Origin of the sequence: Xanthomonas sp. NCPPB 3583 (assembly GCF_041475715.2) — a bacterium.
In the GTDB taxonomy this organism is placed as follows: Bacteria; Pseudomonadota; Gammaproteobacteria; order Xanthomonadales; family Xanthomonadaceae; genus Xanthomonas; species Xanthomonas euvesicatoria.
Genome location: NZ_CM191263.1, coordinates 673,620 through 695,263 on the forward strand (window position 1 = coordinate 673,620; position 21,644 = coordinate 695,263).

Below are 21,644 nucleotides of genomic sequence, written 5' to 3' on the forward strand. Positions count from 1 at the left end.
CGAGCACGAGGAGGTTCTGGTAGCAATCAAGCTTGTTTCCACCGGCCCGCACGCCTGGGTTGTTTCCGCCAAGTCGGATATTGCGCCAGATATAAGAACTGATGACTTGTACATTTTGAAGGGCGAGCATCTAGTGATTTCCGACGGTGAATCAGTGAAGCAGTATCGTCGGTGTAAATAATTTAAAAAGTTATCGCATGATCAAGGAGAGACGTCATGGCAGGTGAAGACGGGAATGTCGTTCAACCTGCGCCGTACAGGCTGCAGCAGTTTCATAGCCCCAGGCTCGGCAATCAGCGTGTCGAAGATTTCGAAGGTTTGGTCACCCATCATCCAGGGGCAAATGCGCGTGCTCAAGTGGTGGACGGCATTCCTGTCAATGTCGAAAACCCGCGTACCCGGTCTTAGGGTGTGATTGGCGGGGAAATTCAGGAGCTGGAGACACGTAGAACTGACGGCGGATCTTCCAGCGCTCTGGGCGCGGATCAGATGCTCTTGACCAAGGATTTCTTGCTTGAAGATAGCCGGATCCCGCCAAGTGGTGCCAACGTTCGCGCCGTTGATGTGCCTTCGCCTGTTGCAGGCTATGTAGCCCGTGTTGATGCCGGCCGGTTTGGTGCCGTAGATATCTACGATCGCAAAGGCGGCGAATTGGTCGCGCGCATCTTGCATCTGGATCCAGTCGGTGTTTCGGTAGGAGACAGCGTGGAATACGGTCAGTTGCTCGGTACGCAGAGCAACAAGGGGCTCCCTAACGCCGGCAAGCATGTCCATATGGAGATGGACAAGCGTTACTACCAGCAATCCGAAGACTACATGGAAGACCCGCGAGCGGGCGTCTATCGGTTGATGCCCAGACACGGAGTGGTGGCATCGAGCCAAGGCCAATTGTGGACGATGGCACCATCCGCATTGGCGAATCGTCTGACATTGTGCGGCATGTGCAGCGCACATAGAATGCTGAGGGATTCCGAGGCGCAGATAACCAGCCGCTTCAGGAGGATGGCGTGTACCGTCTGTCGATGCAGCCGGCTGTCATCAACTACCAGCAAGTCTTCATTGTCCAAGGTGCCATCAACGACCCGGCACACCAGCGCGCACACATGCCGACCGTGGAAGCCGTGCAGACGCCAGAGATCCAGTCATTTGATCGCCTGCAGGCAATCAACCAGACCCAGGCGCGCGAACAACAGCAGGCGCTGGAGCAATCGCAGCAACCCGTCAGCCAAACCGGTCCATCAATGACGCGCTGAACGTCATGCCACGCGGCGACTTCTGGTAGTGGGCTTGCATCGCTTCCGTCGGGTTGGGAGATCGCACTTGGGTGACTGCCACTGCAGCCTTGCACGCGTCGGTTGCCGCCACGCTGGCCGATGCCGGACAGATAGATCGCCGACGACGCACTTACTCCTTGGGTTTCGATCGATACGCTGCTTAAACGGCAGGGAAGTAATTAAGCGAGCGACTCATGCAAGCCCGTGCGACGCTGTGCAATAGCGTGCCGGCTTCGCTTCCGTCACGATAATTTCTTCTTGAATGCGAGATGTTGGCGACGTCGCGTCAGCTGCGTCCGGACCTTTCCGTACCTGATGCGCGTCATCCAGCAGGGTGGGGATCGTTGTGGATCTTCTTGGCTGATGATCACCGGCATCACCAAAATGCCACGCACGATCTGGGTCACCGGGTAGGTTTGAAGGTGTGCTGGGCAGACCAAGTACATGTCGTCTGCGTGGGTGTCCTAGGGTAAGAGATTCGGGTGGTTCGATTGTCTCATCTGTTTTAACTCGCTCGTTTAATCTGCGGCGTTTTTCGGATTATTGCAGATAAGTTCGCGGCCACGTCCACTGGCGAGTGCGTATTTTGTAAGAATTTCTCTGTGGATCGATAGAGGTAATTTCCATGACAAGTAGTATCAATCGTTACTCATATAACCCAACTAATTTCCCTCAGTTTGAGCAACTGTCTGCCAGCCAGAACCAGGCCGAGCGAAGCCATCCTAGCGCTCCGCTCAAGGATCGCAGTCATGAAGAAGCGTTTCCCGTGCGCCTGGCATCTACACGGATAAAGAGATCCTCCGGAGCAGGTCGGGAGTTCGCATTGAACCGAAATAAGCCGATCAAGGGCGTTGGCTACTCGACCCAGCCTGCTGTAACAGCTTCAACCGGGACCTCTAAGCCTGGGGTTCTCTGCATGACTGACGGGATGGACCTTTGCGTTGGGGTTGCGGTCGGGGGAGAAAAACCCTCCCAGAATGCAGGCAAGGCGCGGGTGTTCCATGTTATGCCCGAAAATCGCAGAGCGCAGTGGGAAATTAAAAGCTATATTGAGAGTCTTCGTTCGCAGGGGTATGCCGCTAAAGCAGCAATCCATGGAGGCGATAGTAGCTCTCGCTCAAGCGTCTCAAAGATTCAAGCCATCGAGGCAACCCTTGGGGCGATGGACGTACCGATTGAATTTAGCAGCACCGGTGCTGGTGCCAATAATGGCAACGGCCCGCTGGGCGCCGTCGTAGAAGAAAACGGAACTGTAAGGTTCGTAACAAATCTCGTTAAGTAGTCATCTGGCGGATTAGCTCCACGTGCAGGGGCTAGTCCGCCATTCCAGCACTCTGTCTACTTATTGATCAACGGCGCGGCTTGCCGGGCCGATATGCTTTTGCTTCAGTGTCAGCGTGGACCACTGCGACCGTTCGCCCATATCCGATCAAGCGAATTTCGGCATCTGGGGATCAGCCATTGGCATGGCAGTTTTTGTCTAGGAATCGTATGTGTCACTGGCGCCACATTTGCGGGTAACGGTGCGCAAATTCCGTCTTCGTTAGAATCGATTCCTGGGAAATCAAGAAATTCGGCTGGTAGGGGTTAACGAGATGTTGCATTGCGTCCTGCTGCCCAGCTACAGCAGATCCCAGCCGACACATGTGCACGCATAGGGCGGGGACTCTGAGCATGCTTACAGCGCTGAGTGCGCCCGGTTGGCCTTCAAACCCTCAAGCGCTGCTAAAAAATGACATGCCAGCGCGTAAATGGATTGACGCCCACTACGCTTGCGACGTAGGGCGAATCACCAGGCTGCCGACCTCGACATCCTCTGGCTGATCGATCGCATCGGCGATGGCGTGCGCGATGGCCTTGGCAGGCAGGCCGCTTGCCTCGGACTGCGCCTGCAGGGTTTGCCGCAGCGTTGGGTCGCTCACGGTCGGTTACCAGTCGCCGAGCGCGTTCAGCCATGCATTCAAGCGCTTGTTCGGGGCGGCACCCAGGCGCTTGGTGAGGCCGGGCGAGAGATAGCGCAGCAAGCAGCCGGTTGTGGCGATCATCCGGAGCCTTGTTTGCCTGTCCTGCGGCGCTGCCTGGAGAGGCGACCGTTGAAGTAGGCCTTGCGCGCGTCAACGCATGCGCGTGGAGCATGCCTGGCGGCCGCCACGCTGATGCGGGGCGTCCTCACACCGCACTGCGCAGCGGTGCATACAGTGGCCCGCGCACCACCGCAATCGCTCGCGCTGCAGTGCGGACTCATCCATGCGCGACGCCAACACACTGTTGGTCTCATACAGAGGAACTGCCATGTCTATCGAACGGGAGCAGGCCCATGCCAACCATTCGCGCCGTCTGGTGCTACGCACCGCACTGCTGGGCAGCGCTGCGATGATCTGCGCCGGCGCAACGGCCAACGATGCGCATCCGGCAAGCGCGCGGCGCGACAAGGTGGCCTCAGATGCAGCGCAACTAACGCTAGGCATGCTGGTGTTCGAGGGCTTCCAGCTGCTGGATGTGTTCGGGCCGCTGGATATGTTCGGCAATCTTGAAGGTAAGGTGAGGATCGTGATGCTCGGCGAACGTGTCGGCGCAGTCGCCAGTAGCGCCGGCCCAACGGTTGCGGTGGAATACGCGCTGGATTCGGCGCCCCCAGTCGATATCCTGATGGTGCCGGGCGGCATGGGCACTCGCCGCGAGGTGGACAACGCCGCGTTGGTTGCTGGCATTGCGCGCCTGGCGCACACGGCCCCGCATGTGGCCAGCATCTGTACTGGCGCCGCATTGCTTGCGCGCGCCGGCCTGCTGGATGGGCGGCGCGCCACCACCAACAAGCGCGCCTTCGCCTGGGTGACGTCGCAGGGTCCGAAGGCGGAGTGGGTGAAGCGTGCGCGCTGGGTGGAGGATGGACATCTATTCACATCCTCAGGCGTGTCCGCTGGAACGGACATGGCGCTGGCGCTCATTGCGAAGATCTTCGGCCACGACGCTGCCAAGGAAGTCGCCAGCATCGCGGAGTACGTCTGGAACGAGGATGCCGGCGACGACCCGTTTGCCACCGCCCTCGCTGCCGGCTAAATGGTGGGTGCGCTGAGACTGTCTTGTTGATCCGGCTCAGCGGCAAGATGCGACCGGAGCCGCAATGCACCAGGTGGGGCCAGGCTGCGCGCTGATGAAGCGCCGTGCAGCGCTTGATCCTGGTTCCACCTGTCTACCAGCCCGCAGCAAGGAGTCGCGCCCCCATGCCATTGGCCATCTTCCGTCGTTACCTTTCGTTCGCAGCCGCCGTTGCCGTTGCCACGCTTGCAGGATGCGGCATGACCAAGCCCCCGATTTCAAAAAAGCAGTTTTCGCAGAATGTTGCGGCACTGCTTGCAGGTAAGGAATCGGCTGTTGTCGAAGCCGGGAAACTGGCCGATGTTGCCTGGAGTCGGCTGTGCTTCGAGCGCGAGGACAGTTTGTTGCTCACGTTCGATCAGGGCGGTGAGACATCCGTACTGCCGTTGCCTTACGAAGAGTTCTTCGTTGATGAAGCCCATGTAGCCAATTCGCTGGAAAATAGCTGCATCACACCGGCCGACCGCATCCTGGTCAAGAGAAAATATTCGGGCGATCACGGGCGTATCGAGTTTCAAAAGGCGACGCAGGAGGGCTGAGCCATGGCCGAGGTCACCGATTCGAACGGTGCCAAGCGCGGTCATGGCGGCGACCATGTTCAGACGGATTCACGTGCGCGCAGGTGATTGAGCAGGAGGACGTGCTGCACTGGCGGCATCGGCATATCGCGCTGCCCGTGGTCCCATTGCTGCAGGAATGGGGTCAGATACGCGCGATGCCAGGCATTCAGACGCGTACGCGCGGCATGGCGTGCGCGCAGGCGCTCAACCACCGCTGCCGCAGCGACGTCGTCCCCATGTTCCAGATGGTGGAACACAAACGCCAGTAATGTGCTGTCGGGACTGGCAAGCAGCACATCCTGGGCAATTGCCCCGGTGCTGTGGCCTTCCTCCATCATGCGCATGGCCATCTCGAGGTCGCGATCGAAGAATGGCCCGGACAACTGCTGCGCGATCACATCGAAGTAGTACGCGTCCAGGGCAGGGAGGGCAGCGGCCAGACGGTCGAAGGCGTTGCCCAGCTGCGCATCGCTGCGAGCCGGGTCCAGTCTCACGCCGCCATACGTGCCGACGTCCTGGGGGTTGAGCGCATGCTTGCCAAGCAGCGGTGCGGCGCGATCGTATATGTGCAGGTCGTGCAGTTGGGTGGTTGCCGAACGTCGCTGCCAGTCCAGCAGCCGGGCGTGCTGCAGGCCTGCCTGGACAATCAACTCCCCACACGTCGCGTCGTGGGTGGCCCACAGGCACTGGCGGCTGCCGTCGCGGTCGCGGGTCCAACACCATGGATGCTCAGGTGGCGCGGCAACCGGCGACCAACCTGCCTGCTGCAGCGCGGCGCTCAGGCGCTGCTCCACCAGCATCGGGATCAGTTCCTGCACGCGTGCGAGCTGGCGCCGGGTCCTGTTGCGTGCGGCCAGCAAGGCAGTGGGCGTGCGCTTGGGCTGCAAGAAGAAGCGCAAGCCGGCGTTTTGCTCGATCTCGCCAGGCTCCTGGCTCTCGCTGAGGTGAGGCAGCGCGAGATCTTCCGACACGCCGCGCCGGCGCTTGAGTCCACGCCGCGCGGCGATGCCACGGATCGCCTGCAGGTCGTCGCAGGCGACAAGACCGTCCAGCGACGACGCCAGGCCGTCCTCGGCGGTGAATGTGGCGTCGAGCCAGCCGTTGACCAGCAGGCCATAGAGGTCGGTGAACAACTCGCCATCGTCGGCCTGATCGGCAAGCGTCAGCACGTCACGGAACAAGGCGGAGACCGGCAGGGCGTGGCCGGTTGCCGTTTGCTGGTAGAGCGCAGGTGCGTCTTCTTCCAGGTGCAGATAGCCCGCACCGCGATCGCTCTCCAACCAGCACGATGTCTCGGCAGCCCTCGCTTGGGCGCGCAGCGCCGCATCGTCGATGGCCTCCACCGGCGTGCGCACCAGCACGCCGTGGCGCAGCAGCACCTCATGCATGCGCAGCCAGGTCAGGCCGGTGTCGTAGCGTGCCTGCAGGTGGAGCAAGGCGTGGATGAGCGCGGCCTGGTGCGCGGCGTCTTGCGTACTGCGATCGACCAGGTGGATGGCGCGTTCGATCACGTCCTCGATCGCGTGCTGTGACATGGGCAACGTCCTTGCTGGGGGCCGCGACAATACGCACCATCGTAGCGGCTCGCGACAACCGATCAACGACTTCGCCGGCCTGCAGCATTTTGCGAGTGCACTTAAGTCCGCCTCTGGCGCCCATGTGAGTTGTCGCTGGCCCGGTGCAAGGCCGCTAACAGGCAGTGGCTTCACTTGCTAGCAATCGCGTCTTCAGCAGTGTGTCGTGATGGCGTGAAGGGTGCGTGGTTGCGTGCCGTTGAACGCATCCGGCCTCCTGGATCACAGTGCGGCGACGGCCTAGCGCCGATCATTGCCTGCATGAATATCGGGAACCAGATCACGGCGCGCACCGTGACCGTCACCTCGGGCGACACCGGGCGCGCGCACAGTAAAGTCAATGTGGAATTGTCGGCGCGCCCCGATCCGCGGTGGCAATCGTGCTTCCACTTCGTCGTGCAGGGCCGCGATGGCTTCTACATGGAAGGCCGCCCGATCTTCGATCAGTCAAACTTCGAAGCTGTCGTGCCAGCCGGGCAGGTAGATGCCTTTCGGCACGAATTGCCGGAGGTTTTGGCCTTGACCAACACGCTTGCGCGCGCGCAAGCCATCAAGGATACGGATCGGCGATAGCGCAGAGCCCGGGACGATTGCAGCGTGAGTCGGCCATGCACCGCGCGGCAAAAACTGCACAAGGCGCGGGTTCATCTGCTCTGCCACTGGAAGGAAGCTTCTTCCTTCTTGCGTAGATGCCAATGCAGGCGCGCCCTGCTGTTCGGAACACCTCTGTCCCCGCTTTACATCGTCAGATGCCGCTTAACAGCGAGGGCTGTCTGGAGATGGTGCGAACATGGCCGGTTTCTGTGTCGAAGGATGCAGAGCGTCGCGGCCATATCGTGGGCAAAAGCGCATCGCTCGGCCAGGCAGATGTGATGCCTCCGGTGATATGTGCCTCACTTTGGGCGTGGCACTTGCACCGGAGTTCAAGACTTCACGCAACCTGCCGCTATTCCACGCTCACCAGAAGGTTCGATGGAACTGTGGAGGCTGTGTTGAACGTGATGATTCGATTGCTCGTTGTGTCCTTGGCGGCTGCGTGTGTCGCCCCCGTGCTGGCTGCCGAACAAGCGCCTGCGCGGATCGATGGCACGGGTGCGCGCATCCGGATGTTTGGTCAGAACGGCGTGGGAATCGTGTTGTACAAGGACGCTGTGTGTACCGCCGCGTATGGTGAAAAGGTGCGTGCGTCCGGTTCGTTGGGGAGCGCGTTCGGCTCGCTGATGGGGTCGGTGAAGAACCAGGCGATCGGCATTCCGGAGACCCAGAACACGCGCAACCTGCACGAGCGCAAGATGATCGGTTCCAAGCCGTTCTACAAGGAATATGCGATCGAAGCCGGCAAGCCGGTGGTGGTGGAAGCCGGTGCCAGTTCGCCGGCGCATTGGACAAGCACGCCGGGCTTCACAAGCGGTTGGACATGCGGGCCGTTGCTGGCGTCCACCTTTGTTCCGGAGGCGGGTGCCGATTACGAGGTTGCGTTGGACCTGGACTTTCGCAACTCGGTCTGCACCTTGGCGGTCAAACGGGTTGCCGTTGATGGACAGGTAACTCCTGTCGATGTGGCGCCCGTCTCCAAAGACTGCAAATAATCTCTAGCGTTGCATCAGCTCAGGATGTGGCCAGCGATGATGCAGGCCAATGACGAGACGTTGGCCTGCGTGATTGCAGCACGCGGGCAAAAAAGCAGGAATGGCATCCCTGACGACAGACGTGGCTAGATGGAAGACGAGTCGTTGATGCTGTCTGCCGCCTCTGCAAGGATGTGCTGACGATATGGTCGACACGTTTCTTGCACGCACTTGCAGTCTGTGTCACTGCGCATCGCGCCAATAGCGCCGGATGCCGACAGCGTCAACCGAACACCGTTTTTGCTGGTGGTGAGGAATACGCGTGCCGGTATGGATCGCCAGGCCCCGTCATCGCGCCTCACCAATCGGTTGGCGCGTAATCCTTCAAGAACTGCCCCCACACATGTTCGCCGGTGTTGAAGCCGTGGATGATCGGGTCGACGATACGCGCGGCGCCGTCGACGATATCCAGCGGTGGGTGGAAGCGTTCCTGCTGCACCTTGAGCGCGGCGATCTCTGCCGGGTCTTCGTCGGTGACCCAGCCAGTGTCCACACTGTTCATATGGATGCCGTCGTTCTGGTAATCGGCCGCCGAGGTGCGCGTCATCATGTTCAACGCGGCCTTGGCCATGTTGGTGTGCGGGTGGCGCGTGGTCTTGAAGTTGCGATAGAACTGGCCTTCCATCGCCGAGACGTTGACGATGTGCTTGTCGCGTTCGGGCGTGCGCAGCATCAGCGGCTTGAGACGCGCATTGATGATGAAGGGTGCGATGGCGTTGACCAGCTGCGTTTCCAACAGCTCCACCGACGGCACTTCGGCCATCAGCAGGCGCCAGGAATTGCGGCCGCGCAGATCGACCTGCTGCAGGTCCTGATCCAGTCGCCCATCAGGAAACAGATGCTGTTGGCCTACCAGCTCGTCGTCCAGCAACGCGATCTGCGAGAGTTCGGCGGCACGGGTGAGGCCGTCGGCGCTGTCGAGCCCACGGCCATGCACCGCGGGTAACGCGGTGGCCGAGGCATCGCGGAGCAACTCGGGGGTGCGCAGGCCTTCGTAATGACCGACAAGATTCCGCACGGTCTCCGGCAATTCGTGCAATGCGGCGGTTTCGCCGGCCATCATGTGGGCGTAGAACTGCGGCGGGCGACGCACGGTCTGGCAGGCGTTGTTGATGATGAAGTCCAGCCGCTCGCGCGTGGCCAGCAGTTCATGGCAGAACGCTTCCACGCTGGGGGTATGGCGCAGGTCCAAGCCGAACACCTGCAGGCGATGACCCCACTGCGCGAAGTCCGGTTCCTGCGCATAGCGCGCGGCCGAATCGCGCGGGAAGCGCGTGGTGACGATCAACTCTGCACCGGCGCGCAGCAGCTTCAAACCCGCCTGGTAGCCGATCTTGACGCGCCCGCCGGTCAGCAGGGCGACGCGCCCGCGCAGGTCGGCGGTTTCGGTGCGCTTGAAGAAGTTCACCTCCGCACAGGTGGGGCACATCTGGTCGTAGAAATGATGCAGCTCGGTGAACTTCTGCTTGCAGACATAGCAATGGCGCAGCTCGGGCGAATGCGTGGGCTCCGCCGCGGCAGTGGCGTTTTCGCCGTTGTGGGCGTCGTGCAGGCCGGCGGCATGCGGCGGGAAATAGTTTGGCGTGCTGAACACCGGTTTGCGTCGTAGTGCGCGGATACCGCGTTGTTCCAGCAGCGCTTCGGCCTTGCGCACCTTTTCCTGGTGGCGCTCTCGCTCTCGCTGCTTGAGCAACTGCCGCCGCGCCTTCGGCTCGGGGTGATAGACCTTGGCAACCACTTGATGCAGCCGCACGCGGTCGGCTTCGGGCAGGGTGTCCAGTACGCTGCGGTCGGCGTCGATGGCCTCCAGCACGTCCAGGGCCGCGCGCAGGCGGTCGGTCAGGGGCAGCTCGTCGTTGGGCACGGGTGGGGCGTTGGTGTTCAAGGCAGATCCGGAATGGGCGGCTGGCAACGCAGGCACGATGGCCGGCAGCCAGCAGGCGAAGACGATGACAGGAGCAGGCGGGCAGGGCGCCGCTGCGCTTGGCCGCTGGGCGGGATGTCGGCAGGCGGACATTTTCGCCGATTGTGGGTGGCTGGCGCCAATACGGGCGGCTGAGCGGGTCAGCCAGGCTGTTGCCGCGCGCTCGGCTGGCGGCCTTGGGCGCTCTCCGAGCGACGAACTGTCGGCGAACGTCCCCAGCTGCGGGCAGGATGCGACTGGCCGGATGTTTGGGTAACCTTCCGCCACACCGGCGCGAATTGGCGCCCGGGCATTCAAGGGGACATCGATGAAGACTTCCATGCTGGCCATCGGGCTGGCCGGCTTGCTGTGTGCGTGCACCGTTGTGTCGCCCGATCCGGGGCAGCAGGCCGTGTTGGTGGATAAGCCCTTGTTCTTCGGCAAGGGCGGCATCCGCCTGGACGATGTGCGCGATCCCGGGCGCACTTACACCTGGCTGACCACGTCGGCCAGCTATGTGGATGTGACGCCGCAAACCGTGCAGGTGGCATTCGACGATTTTTCCTCCAGCGACAACATCCTGTTGGACTTCTCCACCCAGATCCAATACAGGATTACTGCGCCGGCGCTGCTGTTGTCCAGGTTTGGGCAGGATTGGTTCAAGAACAACGTGGCCAGCCAGTACGCGTCCATCGTGCGCGACCAGGTCAAGCGCTACGACATGACCAAGATGATGAGCGACCCGGACACGGCCAGGAAGATCGACGATTCGGTGACACAAAACGTCAGTGCCTTGGTCAAGGAGCAAGGCCTGCCGATCCAGATCCAGAACATCACCTTGGGCCGCGCACGTCCGAATCCGGATGTGTTGCAACAGATGAATCTGACCGCCGCGCAGCAACAGCGGGTCAAGACCCTGGTGGAGGCGACCACCGCAGAACGGCAGCGCGAGCAGGAGCAAGAGGCCAAGGCCGACGCCGACAACGCGTACCGCAACCGCATGGGGCTGACGCCGGAGCAGTACCTGGCCAGCCAGATCGCCGAGCTCAATGCCGAGGCCTGCAAGAAAGCGCAGGCGTGCTACATGGTGCCATCGGGAACGGCGGTGATTGCAAGATAGGTGCGTCTTGCCGGCCGCCAGGCGCACGCACCGGGCGATGCGCCTGCCTGCATTCTTCCACGGTGATCGCGTGCCACGCTCGCGCACCATCGCGCTGCTCACGCAGCCTGCAACATCGCTGGGCTACGGTCGCCAGTGAGCGTCGCGGAGGGAGAAAGCACGATGGGTCTGTTGGTCGATGGGAAATGGCAGGACAGGTGGTATGACACCAGCAAGAGCGAGGGACGGTTCGAGCGCTCGCAGTCGCAGTTTCGCAATTGGGTCACGCGCGATGGCAGCGCCGGGCCGCATGGCCAGGGCGGGTTCCAGGCGGCTTCGGGGCGTTATCACCTGTATGTGTCGCTCGCCTGCCCATGGGCGCACCGCACGCTGATCTTCCGGCGCCTGAAAGGGCTGGAGTCGATGATCGACGTGTCCATCGTGCACTGGCTGATGCGCGAAAACGGCTGGACCTTCGCCGATGGGCCAGGCGTGGTCGGCGACACGGAGAATCACGCGCGATATCTGTACGAGGTGTACCTCAAGGCCGACCCGCATTACTCGGGCCGGGTCACGGTGCCGGTGTTGTGGGACCGCGAGCGCAAGACCGTGGTCAGCAACGAGTCGGCAGACATCATCCGCATGTTCAATAGCGCCTTCGACGCGATTGGCGCTGCAGACGGTGATTTCTACCCGCACCCGCTGCGCGAGCAGATCGATGCGGTGAACGCGCGTGTCTACGACACCGTCAACAACGGGGTCTACAAGGCGGGCTTTGCGACCACCCAGGCGGCCTATGAGGAAGCGGTGGTGCCGTTGTTCGAAAGCCTGGACTGGCTGGAGGCGCGCCTGAGCGCACAACGCTATCTGTGTGGCGACCGGCTCACCGAAGCCGACTGGCGCCTGTTCACCACACTGGTGCGGTTCGATGCGGTGTACGTGGGGCACTTCAAATGCAATCTCCGGCGCATTGCCGACTACCCGCAGCTGTCTGGATTCCTGCGCGAGCTCTACCAGATGCCGGGGATTGCCGACACCGTGAACTTCCAGCACATCAAGGGGCATTACTACCAGAGCCACGACACCATCAACCCCACCGGTATCGTCCCGATGGGGCCGCTACTGGATCTGGATGCGCCTCATGGGCGTGGCGGCTGATTCGCATGGTCGATGTGGCACGGCGGGCATGGTGGCGTATGCTGCGCACCCGCGCGATCAACAGGCGACGTCATGCTCAATCATGTCATGGTAGGAACGAACGATATCGCGCGTGCGCGAGCGTTCTACGATGCAGTGCTAGGAGGTGTCTTCGGTGCGCCTGCGCCGTTCGTCAATCAGGCAGCAAGCGGGCACACGCGCCTGTTCTACCGGCATGCAGGCAGCACTTTTTGTGTAAGCGAGCCGATCAACGACGAACCCGCCAGCCCGGGTAACGGTGCAACGGTTGGCTTCAAATGCGACTCGCCGGAGCAAGTGCAGCACTTTCATGACAGCGCGGTCGCTGCTGGCGGCATTTCCATCGAAAGACCGCCCGGTTTGCGTGAGAGCAGCATGGGGCCGACGTGGTTGGCGTACGTGCGCGACCCTGATGGAAACAAGCTGTGTGCAATCTATCGCCCGGCGTGAGCGTGGTCTGTCGCGCAGTCTGTTACAGGAATAGCTGGCTGGGTCGATGACGGCGACTGAGCGCTATGCGAGCACGGCCTGCACAACCCGTGGCAGGCCTTCAAGCATCATGCATGGATCCGTGGAGATGCGTTATCGCTTGGCCGCATCGCGCATGATCAGCGTCGCCGCGCCTACCGTGATTGCGTCTTCGACCACGCCGGTGCTGGTTTGGCCATAGCGCTCGATCGCACGCATGCGTGCATTGAAGGTGAGATAGGCGGCGGCAAGGGCGGTCGTCGCACCGAGCAGCGCGGCGATGCCGCGTTGTTCGCGTGGCGCCAATGCAGTGCCGACGATCACACCTGTGGCGATGCGCGCAATCATGCCGGGCAGCACGATGCGGTCGGGCGCGGTTTTCATCTTGTCGCCGGCCAGCTCGCCGCCAGCCAATGCCAACATGCCGGCCGATGCCAGTGGGTTGGCGAGCAGTGCCGGCGCACCATTGTCGGCAGGCAGCTTGCCGGTGCGTGCAGCATTGGCGACGGCCGCCAGCGGCGTCATCGACCGCATGCCGGCGACGACGCCCATCAGGATGGAGTGGATCAAAGCCATGTGCACCTCTGCATGTGCTCGACCATCGCAGGCGGAATGCCTGCGCGTGGCACGCTGTCATCGATCTGCGCAGACTAGGGCGTGGCGTGTGTGGGAGTTGGCAAGATGTTGTGCACGCTACGCATCGGTTGTGCTCGCATGCCGGCCGCTGCCATGCGCAAACCGCTGGCGCAGCAACCGGTGGTGTCCGTGGCTGACCGCTGCGGTGCATGCCATTGCCTTGGGCACTTGAATATCCCGAGGCCATGCCTTGCGTCAGCGCTCGCTCCGATCGGCAGCCTTGCTCCCGAGCAACACCTTCAAGCCGTGGGTGATGCCGCGCGGCCCGATGCTCAGGTGGTCCTCATCGTTGAGAACCTCAAGCGTGAGATGCAACGACGGATAGCCACGCGCACGCAACGCACGCGCCATGTTCTGGGTATCGATGACCATGTCGTAGGTCTGGTGATAACGCACTTGCTCGTACTCACCGACGTACATGTACACCTGCGCCGGCAGATCGCGATGCGTGGCTGCAAAGGTCGTTTCCTGCGCCACCATGTCATGTTCGCCATACCAGTACGACGGGCTCCCGAGGATATAGCCAGAAAACATCTCCGGGCTGCTGAGCAGGATGTCCGTGCCGAGCAGGCCGCCGTACGAATGCCCCAGATACAGGCGCCGCTGTTCGTCGGTTCGGTAGTGGTTGGCCACAAACGGCAAGACCTGCTCGCGCAGGTAGCGGATATAGGCAGCGCTCTTGCCGTGGGTCGCCACCGGCGCCGCGTTAGGGCCGTCTTCCGGCGTCGGCGTATAGTCGCGCCTGCGGCTGGGCATGGGTTCCTCGCCGACGGCGTAGGACAGCCCAACCAGGATGAAATCCTCGATGGCCGGGCCTTCGCCATTCAAGCGACGTGCGATCTGTTTGACCAGCGCAAACGCGTAGTCGCCGTCGGTGGCATACAGCACCGGGTAACGCCGCTGCGGATTTTCCGCATAAGCGCGTGGCAGGGCGACGAAGACCTGATAGCGACGCCCCGAGACTGGATCCGGTACGTCCCAGACCTGCGTATCGGCCAGCTCATAAGGGTGGCCCTCGCCACGCTGGCTGCCCGGGGCATGGGCAGGCGTGCGCACTGCGACCGCTGCCTGCGGCGTTGCTGCTTTAGCCGGCGTCGGCGCTGGTGCCTTGCCGCAGCCGACCAACAGCGCGATCCCTAATCCTGCCAACATCGCATTCTTCAAAGCAGTCTCCTGCAGGGTCACCCCGGAATCGTCTGGGGACATCGGCACGCGGCGTTTAGTTCAGCCGACCCATCGAGGTCAACGCCGCCGTCGTGGCCATATCGTTCGGATTGGTGCCCGGCATGTCCTGCGGCACAGGCATGCCCTTGCTGCGGTAGAAATCGATCCAGTATGGCGAAATCTTGCCGGTCTGCAGGTTCTTGAAGTTCATCGGTTGCAGGGCGAACACGTGATGCGCGCGGAAGGCGCGCTCGATGAAATCCGAGCAGTAATAGCGGTTGTCGTCCTGCACGTAAGTGTCGTTGTAGGGCTTGCCAAGCATGCGCCATGCCTGGGCAATGGCATCGGGGATGGCAGGACGATGTTCGGGGGTGAGCCGATACACGAAGATCTGCCGCTGCTTGGCGGTGGCCTCATCGATGAATGCCTGCAGTGGTTGCTCGCGCGAACCGTATTCGTCGGCATGCAGCACCACCGCAACGTCGCCTGCATGCGCCACCAGCGCGACATGGTCGAAGCTGGGTTGCCCCTGGGTGGAAGTTGCATCGTCGATGGCGCCGCTGAGGCCAGTGTGCGCCGCAGTGACGAACAGCAGATCGCCATCGCGCACCTTCAGCGCCAGCGCCGTGGCGGGCAATAAGGCAACCAGCAGGAACAACAGCACTGCGATGCGCATGGTGCGAGGCTTGAGGACGACGGAGCCGGCATTATCGCCGGGATGTGCGGCGGCGGTGCCAAACGCATGTGGGCACTGGGCACGTATCACGCGCATCGGTCGCAAGGCGCATGCGCTTGCCTGGCCATTTAACCTCAGTGTCGTTGGGTTGGACTGTAGACTGGCCTTGCCAGCGGGCGTCGCCGCCGCCATCGCGTCGCGGCAATCCCTGTCCGTCTGGAGTGTTGTATGCGTGTGTCTTCTGCGTTGTCGCCGATCGGCCGTCTGTTTGCGTTGGCTGCATTTTTCGAAGGGCTGACCTGGGCCGGATTGTTGGTCGGCATGTTTCTGAAGTATGGGCTGCAGAGCACCGAGCTCGTGGTCTGGGTATTCGGGCGCCTGCATGGCGCGGCGTTCCTGTTCTATGTCGCGGTCAGCATGATTGCCGCACTGCGGCTGCGCTGGCCGTGGTGGGCATGGGCCTTGAGTCTGCTGGCGGCGTTGCCGCCGCTGGTGACGGTGCCGCTGGAGATGTGGTTCCGGCGTCTGGGCTTGCTGGGCCAGCGGCAACCTGTTGCGCACTGAGCCGCTGCGCGCGCAGCGCCCTGGCAGCACGTTCGCCGCTGACACCGGCCAATCCGATCAAGATGCCGGTGCTTCTTATGGCCGGTGGCAAGGACGAGCGCGCCGGTCGAACACACCCAACGGATGGAGTGCGCACTCAAGGATGCCCGCGTAATCGCTGTACTTCCCCAACGAGGGCTACGGGTTCTTCATCGAGCCGCATCGACGCGGGTACGACACGCGCGTGCTGGCGTTTTTGAGGAAGCACTTGGGTGGCAGTACGGCCAAGCGAGTGGCCGCCGTGTCATCCGGGTCTAACCGGATGACACATGTGGTGCGGCGCCTAGGCGCGATGACGCGTTAGCTGCGGACATGGCGCAGCAGCGGCCACCGTACCGCCTGTACGCCGCTCAATTGGCCGGCATCGGCTGCATCTGATACTGCGCCGGCGGGGTCGCACCGAGCAGGTACTGCACGAAGTAATCCCAGCGACGGCGGGTGACGTACGGGGTGAGATCGCCGTAGCCGTGCTTGGCGTTGGGCAGCATCAGCATGTCGAAGTTCTTGTTGGCCTTGATCAAGGCATCGGCCACCAGCAAGGTGAGGTACGGCGGCACGTTGTCGTCCAGGGTGCCGTGCACCAGCATCAGCCGGCCCTTGAGCTTGCTGGCGTGATTGGCGTTGGCCTGGTCGTCGTAATTGGAGGTGCCGTCGGTGTTGACGATGTGCTCGCCGTGATACTTCTCGGCCCAATCGTCTTCGTAGCCGCGATTGTCGTGGTTGCCGCTTTCCGACCAGGCCACCTTGAAGAAATCCGGATAACGCAGCATCGCGCCGGTCGAGGCGTTGCCGCCGCCGGAATGGCCCCAGATGCCGACGCGATCCAGATCGATCCAGGGATAACGTTGACCCAGCTCCTTCAAGCCGGCGACCTGATCGGGCAAGGTGTTGTCGCCCATGTTGGCGTACCAGGTGTCGTGGAAGGTCTTGGAGCGCCACGGCGTGCCCATGCCATCGATGGCAATGACGATAAAGCCCAGTTCGGCCAGCGATTGATTGTCGCCATGGCCGGCGAGAAAGCTGCGCCCGCGCACCGAGCCGGTCTGCGGGCCGGGGTAGACGTAATCGATGACCGGGTACTTGCGCGTCGGGTCGAAGTTGGTGGGTTTGAACATCAAACCGTACAACGTGGTCTTGCCGTCGCGTGCCTTCACTGTGATGGGTTCCGGCGGTACCCAGCCGGCCGCCTTGAGGCGGGTGATATCGGCGGTGGCGATCGTGCTGACGGTGCGGCCGTCGCCGGCTTCGCGCAGCAACGTGACCGGCGGCGTGACCGAGGTGGAATAGGTGTCGACAAAACGTGCACCGTCGGGCGACAGCGCGATGCTGTGATTGGCCGGTTCCGGCGTGAGCAACACCGGATCGCCGCCATCCAGGCTGACTTTCCACAGCTGCTGGTAGTACGGGTCCACGCCTGCGCTGCGGCCGACGCCGACAAACCATGCGGTGCGCGTGACCGGGTCCACGCGCAGCAATTCGGTGACGTTGCCTTCGCCGGTGGTGATGGCGCGCTTGGGTTTGCCGGTGGCCAGATCGTAGAGATACAGCTGGCCCCAGTCGCTGCGTTCGGAGAACCACACCGCCTCGTTGCTGGCCGGCAGATACGCCCAGTTGGCGGCGACCTGGCCGCTTTCGTAATAGGTCTTGACGGTTTCGTCGAAGGCGGTGCGCACCGCGCCGGTGCTGGCATCGGCGATACGCAACCAGGTCTGCTTGTGGAAGCGCGAGGTGGAGGCGAATGCCAGCGTCTTGCTGTCCGGTGCCCACTTCACGTCGTCCCACAGGCCAGGCGAGCAACTCACGTCGTCGCAGAGCGTGGAGCGATGTTGATCCGGCGGTGTTTTCAGGCGCAGCACGCTGCGGGTGGGCACGTCGATGATGACGCGCTCGATCATGGTCACGTCCTTGTCGCCGGCCAGCGGATATTTCCACGCCTGCAGTTCCGGATGTCCAAGCTTGGTGCTGACCAGGTACATGTCGCCGGTCTTGCGCTGGTCCTGCTGGAAGGTGGCGATCTTGCGGGAGTCCGGCGACCACGCCACGATGGCATTGTCGGTGTGCTGCCAGCCGGCGTTATCGGTGGCGTAACCGAAGTTTTCCACGCCATCGCGGGTGAGCTGGGTTTCCTGGCCGCTGGCAAGATCGCGTACCCATAGGTTCCAGTCGCGTATGAAGGCTTCGCTGCGCTTGTCCGGCGACAGCACGCCCGGTTCCGGTTTGTCCTTGGCGTACAGCTTGCTGCAACGCGCACGCGCATCGCAGACCACGGCGGTGTCGCGCACGTTGAGGCGGTAGCGACCATCGGCGGTGACCTTGACCACCGGTGCGAAGGTGTCGACCTTAAGCGGCTTGTCGCCGGTCTTCAATAGCTTGTTGAGCGAAGCAACCAGCGCAGCCTGTTTGAAGAGCGGTGCGGTCTTGCCGGTGCTGGTGTCCAGCTGCAGCAGCCGGTTGCCCTTGGCATCGTGATCGACATACGCCACGTGCGTGGCATCCAGCCAGTCGATGCGGGTGAGGGCGTGGTCCACCAGTGGCTGTGCGGCATAGCTGATCAGCCGTTCGGCGCGCGCGTAGTCGGCCTCGGTGACGGCAGGGGCTTGCGCGCCGGCAAGTGCCGGCAGAGCGGCCAGGGCGACGGCAAGGCACAGGTGCCGCAGCGGCAACGGGGTGGTGGGCATGAAGATTCTCCGGGATGAAAGGAGCGCGCAATGCGGTCGGCGCGACCGTCCGATGCTACCCGCCACGTGGCCTGGGTGCCTCTGCCAGAAGTCGTGCCCGCGTGGTGGCGTCCGTTGCGAGCCGCACCCGGCTCGCAACGGACGCCGCGTGGCCGAGAAAGCGGGCCGGCAATCGAGCGGTTGCCCAGCGGATCACCCAGGCCCTGCACCACCGCTGCGTGGCGGCGCGGGGTCGATCGCCATCGCCATCGCCATCGTGGGCGAAGACACCCACGGCCCGCACGTGCGCCGCTGCGCGATCAGCCACCGACGACGTGCCCTTGCGCGATGAACTACGCTTCTCCCGTGCCCCAGCATGGCCATGCGGCACGATATGGGGTGTTGCACGCACGCAATGTTGACTGGAGGCCGTCTGATGTCCTGGTTTCGCCGCTTGGCACTGTCCCGCTTCCTCAAGGCGCATCCGCCAGGCAGGACGCAGCCTGCCGCCATGGATCTGATTGCCGCATATGCGCCAGTGCTGCCTGCCAGTCTGCTCGAGCTATGGCGTAAAAAAGGGCTGGGGCATTATGGACGCATGCAATTGGCGCTGATCGACCCCCGGCACTGGCAGCCGGTGCTGGATCGCTGGATCGTCTCGCCACCTGACGCAGTACAGCGTATTCCGATCGCGCTCACGCCCTTCGGCGCACTGCTGTACTACCGCAAGCTCACTGCCACCGACGAAGACGTGGTCTATGTGGATCCGGTCTCCAAAGCCACCGGCGATCTGAGCTGGAACCTCGAGGACTTCTTCAACCAGTCCCTCTGCGATGCGGCGTTCTGCGATTCCCTGATTCCATCGGCCCGGCTTGCCGCCGCGCGCAAGGAGTGCGGCCCACTCGCTGCGGGCGAGGTCTACCAGATCGACCAACTGCTGCTCTCGATGCAGATGCTGCGGGTCGACAAGGTCGATGCGTTGGCGCTGCACACCCGGCTGCGCGACGCTGTCGATGCCCCCGCACCCGTGGCCGACGCGCCCGCGACCGTTGCCGATGCATTGCCTGCAGAGCAGCGCCCTGTGTTCGAGGGCATCTTCCAGCAACCACAGGCGAGCGGCGACCTGCACGGCCTGTACCTGTCGTCCTACATCGATTGGCATCGCATGCTGTCACTGGAACCCGACGGGCAATATCGCCTGCTGTTCTGGAAGATCGATCATCGCAGCCATGCCCGTACCGATGTGCGTGCGTATTCGGGGCGCTTTGAGGTGACGCAGACCGAAATGGGCGATCGCTACCTCACCCTGGACATCCGCTTGCGCCGTGATTCGAGCGGTAGCGATGCCAACGATGCACAACTGCTGGTCATGCGCTCGGGTACGGAGATGTTCCTGCTGCGCACCGACGAACTGGCAGACATGGCAACGGCCATGGAGGGCTCGAAAACACTCGGACGCAGCGAGTACTACTTCCGCAAGGTGAGGTTGACCGATGCGTTCGTCCCGGAGCCATCCGGCGGGCGCGCCGCGCCACCGCTTGCCGATCTTCCACACGTGTTGCAGCAACAGGTGAATGCCGAGGCGATCATCGCCACCGTCACCTACGTGGACGAGATCGACCCGGACGCTGAAGACGACGGCGCCGGCACCGTCATGTGCACGCTGGACCGCGGCCAGGACGATGGCCTGCGCATGAACATGCCGCTACGCTCGCCACCAGGCACAGGGCGTGCCCTGGTTGGCTGGGTATGGGAGATGGACCCTGCTGTGTGTCGTGCCGGCATCAGGTATCGACGCGGCAGCGATGGCAAGGTGGAAGACGGCCCGGTTGTCGGCGATGTGTTGACCAATCGCCTGAGCACCGAATGAGGCGACAGAGCGCAGCGCCGGCAGCGCGGTGGCCCGCTCGTCTACTTGCTCATGCAGCGCTTCCAGCGTTCGTTCACTCGCTGCGCAAACCAGGCGGTGGTGAGCGTGCGGGTGATCTTTGGGCTTTCCAGGGTGATGCCGGGCAACACGGCACGCGGCAGCGGCTTGCCGGCGCTGCGCTCTGCCAACGCGAACACCTGGCGATACAGGTCGGAGTCGGCGAAATCTGCGGTGTTGCCGGCCTCCAGTGCGCGGCGGAGCTGGCGGTCGCTCATCGCCAACTGGCTGACCAGGCTGCGTGCGGCGCGCTCGGTGCTGCCGGGCGCATCCAGGCTGGCGCCCGGCGTGAGCAGGTCGCCGTCCAGGGCTAGCGCGATGCCGCTGGCCCTGCTCAGCGCGGCCTGGAAGGCGGCATTGCGGCTGGCGTACCAGCCGGCGTTGAAATCGGCGAAGCGGTACAGCAGCGCGTCGTAGTTGGCGGGATAGCCCAGCAGATGCTGGGTACCGAACCACAGCCCGCCACGGCGGCTGAAGACTTCGTGGCGGATCGAATCGCCGGGCGGGTAGGGGTAGCGCTGCGCATGCTGCTCGGCGAAGGCGATGCTCACCTGCATCGGCCCGGCGGTGTGCACCGGGTTGAACCCGTCGAACAGCCGCGCGCCCAGCGGCACGCTGCCGGTGAAGTCTTCGAAGATGCGGCTCAGTTCCTGTTCGGTGCGCGCGGCAGCGATGCGCGTGGCATAGCTGCGCCCATCCGGCGAACTCAGACGCAGGGCGGCATCGACCATGAAGCCGGGAATGTGATGCGCGCTGGCGCGGCGGTCGATCTCGGCACGCGAGATCTTGCCCAGGTTGGGCACGACCGGATTGGCCTGGTAAGTCGATTCCTGCTCGGTCACCGCCAGCACTGCGCAGATGTGCTCGGCGCTGGTGTCCAACGCCTGCGAGGACAGCGCCACATACACATCGTTGGCCCAGCCGGCGCGGTCGGGCAATGTTGCCGGCAGGCGCTGCGCGATATCGGCCTTGACCGCATCGGGCGAGCGTTGCGGGGCACGCGGGGCCTGTGTGGCGCAGGCCGACAGCAAGGCGATGGCGAGCAGGGTGAGCGCGCGGGGCAGGTGTGAGATCACGGCGTCTCCGGAAGATCGAGGGGCGGCAGCTGCCGTGCGGCAGTTTACGCGGCCGCGCCGGGGGAGCTTCACCCACCGGCGCGTGGGGTTGCCGTCTCGTCGCATCGCGATGGCAGGCGATCGA

General features: G+C 63.0%; 16 protein-coding genes and 7 pseudogenes. 14 read left to right on the top strand and 9 right to left on the bottom strand.

What is annotated here, in order from left to right; all coding sequences use genetic code 11:
- Positions 1–489: 489 nt before the first annotated feature.
- The 3 genes and pseudogenes from ACCQ07_RS02965 to xopAF all read left to right on the top strand — a co-directional run.
- Positions 490–732 (top strand): annotated as a pseudogene (locus ACCQ07_RS02965) (XVIPCD domain-containing protein); the annotation flags it as partial.
- Positions 733–1,049: 317 nt separating this feature from the next.
- A pseudogene (locus ACCQ07_RS02970) lies at positions 1,050–1,253 on the top strand (XVIPCD domain-containing protein); the annotation flags it as partial.
- Positions 1,254–1,899: 646 nt separating this feature from the next.
- Positions 1,900–2,556: a XopAF/AvrXv3 family type III secretion system effector gene (gene xopAF / locus ACCQ07_RS02975; RefSeq protein WP_083347870.1), complete on the top strand. Its 657-nt coding sequence runs from the start codon at positions 1,900–1,902 to the stop codon at positions 2,554–2,556.
- A 484-nt stretch (positions 2,557–3,040) separates the two neighbouring features.
- Here the strand turns inward: xopAF and ACCQ07_RS02980 are convergent.
- Positions 3,041–3,199: pseudogene (locus tag ACCQ07_RS02980) on the bottom strand (oxidoreductase); the annotation flags it as partial.
- Between the two features lie 367 nt (positions 3,200–3,566).
- Between ACCQ07_RS02980 and ACCQ07_RS02985 the strand changes: the two are divergent.
- The 3 genes and pseudogenes from ACCQ07_RS02985 to ACCQ07_RS02995 form a co-directional block, all read left to right on the top strand.
- A pseudogene (locus tag ACCQ07_RS02985) lies at positions 3,567–3,810 on the top strand (DJ-1/PfpI family protein); the annotation flags it as partial.
- A pseudogene (locus ACCQ07_RS02990) lies at positions 3,801–4,334 on the top strand (DJ-1/PfpI family protein); the annotation flags it as partial. The pseudogenes ACCQ07_RS02985 and ACCQ07_RS02990, both read left to right, overlap by 10 nt.
- 164 nt (positions 4,335–4,498) lie before the next feature.
- Positions 4,499–4,912, top strand: a complete 414-nt coding sequence (locus ACCQ07_RS02995) for a hypothetical protein (RefSeq protein WP_209261639.1) — start codon at positions 4,499–4,501, stop codon at positions 4,910–4,912.
- A gap of 59 nt (positions 4,913–4,971) precedes the next feature.
- Here ACCQ07_RS02995 and ACCQ07_RS03000 read toward each other — a convergent pair whose 3' ends face one another.
- On the bottom strand, positions 4,972–5,316 hold the full coding sequence (locus tag ACCQ07_RS03000; RefSeq protein WP_031425287.1) for a hypothetical protein: 345 nt from the start codon (positions 5,314–5,316) through the stop codon (positions 4,972–4,974).
- A gap of 42 nt (positions 5,317–5,358) precedes the next feature.
- Positions 5,359–6,468, bottom strand: a pseudogene (locus ACCQ07_RS03005) (hypothetical protein); the annotation flags it as partial.
- Between the two features lie 300 nt (positions 6,469–6,768).
- Here ACCQ07_RS03005 and ACCQ07_RS03010 point away from each other — a divergent pair.
- Entirely contained in the window at positions 6,769–7,080 is a 312-nt protein-coding gene (locus tag ACCQ07_RS03010; RefSeq protein ID WP_372165132.1) for a hypothetical protein, read from the top strand.
- A 428-nt stretch (positions 7,081–7,508) separates the two neighbouring features.
- A complete protein-coding gene (locus tag ACCQ07_RS03015) occupies positions 7,509–8,096 on the top strand; it encodes a hypothetical protein (RefSeq protein WP_372364115.1) in 588 nt (195 codons plus the stop codon).
- Positions 8,097–8,433: 337 nt separating this feature from the next.
- Here the strand turns inward: ACCQ07_RS03015 and ACCQ07_RS03020 are convergent, their stop codons facing one another.
- Positions 8,434–10,020, bottom strand: a complete 1,587-nt coding sequence (locus ACCQ07_RS03020) for an SDR family NAD(P)-dependent oxidoreductase (protein WP_372165134.1) — start codon at positions 10,018–10,020, stop codon at positions 8,434–8,436.
- Between the two features lie 358 nt (positions 10,021–10,378).
- On the opposite strand from ACCQ07_RS03020, the gene ACCQ07_RS03025 reads away from it, so the two are divergent.
- From ACCQ07_RS03025 to ACCQ07_RS03035, 3 genes are all read left to right on the top strand, one after another.
- Positions 10,379–11,158, top strand: coding sequence for an SPFH domain-containing protein (locus ACCQ07_RS03025; RefSeq protein WP_014089266.1), 780 nt, complete (start codon positions 10,379–10,381; stop codon positions 11,156–11,158).
- A 162-nt stretch (positions 11,159–11,320) separates the two neighbouring features.
- The gene (locus ACCQ07_RS03030; RefSeq protein WP_338340047.1) at positions 11,321–12,295 is read left to right on the top strand and encodes a glutathione S-transferase family protein; all 975 of its coding nucleotides are present in this window, start codon (positions 11,321–11,323) and stop codon (positions 12,293–12,295) included.
- A gap of 72 nt (positions 12,296–12,367) precedes the next feature.
- Complete coding sequence (locus ACCQ07_RS03035) at positions 12,368–12,763, top strand: VOC family protein (protein WP_071117401.1); 396 nt, start codon at positions 12,368–12,370, stop codon at positions 12,761–12,763.
- A gap of 132 nt (positions 12,764–12,895) precedes the next feature.
- Here the strand turns inward: ACCQ07_RS03035 and ACCQ07_RS03040 are convergent, their stop codons facing one another.
- The 3 genes from ACCQ07_RS03040 to ACCQ07_RS03050 all read right to left on the bottom strand — a co-directional run bounded on the left by ACCQ07_RS03040 (position 12,896) and on the right by ACCQ07_RS03050 (position 15,257).
- Positions 12,896–13,357 carry a DUF4126 domain-containing protein gene (locus ACCQ07_RS03040; RefSeq protein ID WP_372363776.1) on the bottom strand — a complete coding sequence of 154 codons (462 nt, stop codon included), beginning with the start codon at positions 13,355–13,357 and terminating at the stop codon, positions 12,896–12,898.
- 255 nt (positions 13,358–13,612) lie between these two features.
- Positions 13,613–14,551, bottom strand: a complete 939-nt coding sequence (locus ACCQ07_RS03045; protein WP_372364116.1) for an alpha/beta hydrolase — start codon at positions 14,549–14,551, stop codon at positions 13,613–13,615.
- 85 nt (positions 14,552–14,636) lie between these two features.
- Positions 14,637–15,257: a YiiX/YebB-like N1pC/P60 family cysteine hydrolase gene (locus ACCQ07_RS03050; protein WP_372165139.1), complete on the bottom strand. Its 621-nt coding sequence runs from the start codon at positions 15,255–15,257 to the stop codon at positions 14,637–14,639.
- Positions 15,258–15,485: 228 nt separating this feature from the next.
- On the opposite strand from ACCQ07_RS03050, the gene ACCQ07_RS03055 reads away from it, so the two are divergent.
- The gene (locus ACCQ07_RS03055) at positions 15,486–15,821 is read left to right on the top strand and encodes a DUF3817 domain-containing protein (protein WP_071117402.1); all 336 of its coding nucleotides are present in this window, start codon (positions 15,486–15,488) and stop codon (positions 15,819–15,821) included.
- Positions 15,822–15,859: 38 nt separating this feature from the next.
- Positions 15,860–16,164: pseudogene (locus ACCQ07_RS03060) on the top strand (alpha/beta hydrolase family protein).
- A 46-nt stretch (positions 16,165–16,210) separates the two neighbouring features.
- Here ACCQ07_RS03060 and ACCQ07_RS03065 read toward each other — a convergent pair.
- Positions 16,211–18,538 (bottom strand): S9 family peptidase, encoded by a 2,328-nt coding sequence (locus tag ACCQ07_RS03065; protein ID WP_372165141.1) that lies wholly within the window; start codon positions 18,536–18,538, stop codon positions 16,211–16,213.
- Between the two features lie 415 nt (positions 18,539–18,953).
- Between ACCQ07_RS03065 and ACCQ07_RS03070 the strand changes: the two genes are divergently transcribed.
- Entirely contained in the window at positions 18,954–20,387 is a 1,434-nt protein-coding gene (locus ACCQ07_RS03070; RefSeq protein WP_372165143.1) for a GAD-like domain-containing protein, read from the top strand.
- A gap of 41 nt (positions 20,388–20,428) precedes the next feature.
- Here ACCQ07_RS03070 and ACCQ07_RS03075 read toward each other — a convergent pair whose 3' ends face one another.
- Positions 20,429–21,520 (bottom strand): DUF1615 domain-containing protein, encoded by a 1,092-nt coding sequence (locus tag ACCQ07_RS03075; RefSeq protein WP_008577566.1) that lies wholly within the window; start codon positions 21,518–21,520, stop codon positions 20,429–20,431.
- Between the last annotated feature and the right edge of the window lie 124 nt (positions 21,521–21,644).